Source organism: Bacillus carboniphilus, from assembly GCF_039522365.1.
Lineage (GTDB): Bacteria > Bacillota > Bacilli > Bacillales > JC228 > Bacillus_BF > Bacillus_BF carboniphilus.
The window spans coordinates 1-549 of sequence record NZ_BAAADJ010000026.1; the positions used below are offsets into that span (position 1 = coordinate 1).

The 549-nt window shown below is 31.1% G+C and carries 1 protein-coding gene; it reads left to right on the top strand.

What is annotated here, in order from left to right; all coding sequences use genetic code 11:
* Positions 1-247 precede the first annotated feature (247 nt).
* Complete coding sequence (locus ABDZ91_RS14095) at positions 248-460, top strand: hypothetical protein (RefSeq protein WP_343800025.1); 213 nt, start codon at positions 248-250, stop codon at positions 458-460.
* Positions 461-549: the final 89 nt, after the last annotated feature.

Below are 549 nucleotides of genomic sequence, written 5' to 3' on the forward strand. Positions count from 1 at the left end.
TACATGTTAATTCCATTAAACCAATGTCTATTAAAAATGCATGGCTATGAAATCGTGAGAAAACAAGAGAAATCGTAAGATTACCCTTTATATATAGAGGGAGTATAGTTAAATAGAGTTTTTAAGGTTGAAACGAAATGCCTTTAGATAGTCATAGTTTTTCTTATTCATCCATAATAATAGAATAAATTCCATTTTAATCAAAATGACAAAGGTAGGGATAGTAGCTTTAATAGGGAGGGCACTTATGATTAAGAAAATCACTTGTTACCTTATATTCTATGGATGGGTTATAGTATTACTTGCTGGTTGTTCTTCTACTGATACAAATAAAGTTGACAAGCACACTATACAGAAGGACAACGTGGATGAACTATCTTTTAATTACAATAATTACAACGATACAATTGATTTAAGAGAAGTCAACGGTGGAAATGGGAAAGGTGTGACCGTCAAGTAAAATGAAACAGTTTTTGCTCGTTATTTTGAAACACTTTGTTGCCCAAATATGGTAGAACGATGTTTCATACGATAACTATCTTCATTTAA

Bases quoted from the DNA above. Each gene is read 5' to 3' on its own strand.
- ABDZ91_RS14095 (WP_343800025.1), top strand. From the start codon at position 248: ATGATTAAGAAAATCACTTGTTACCTTATATTCTATGGATGGGTTATA.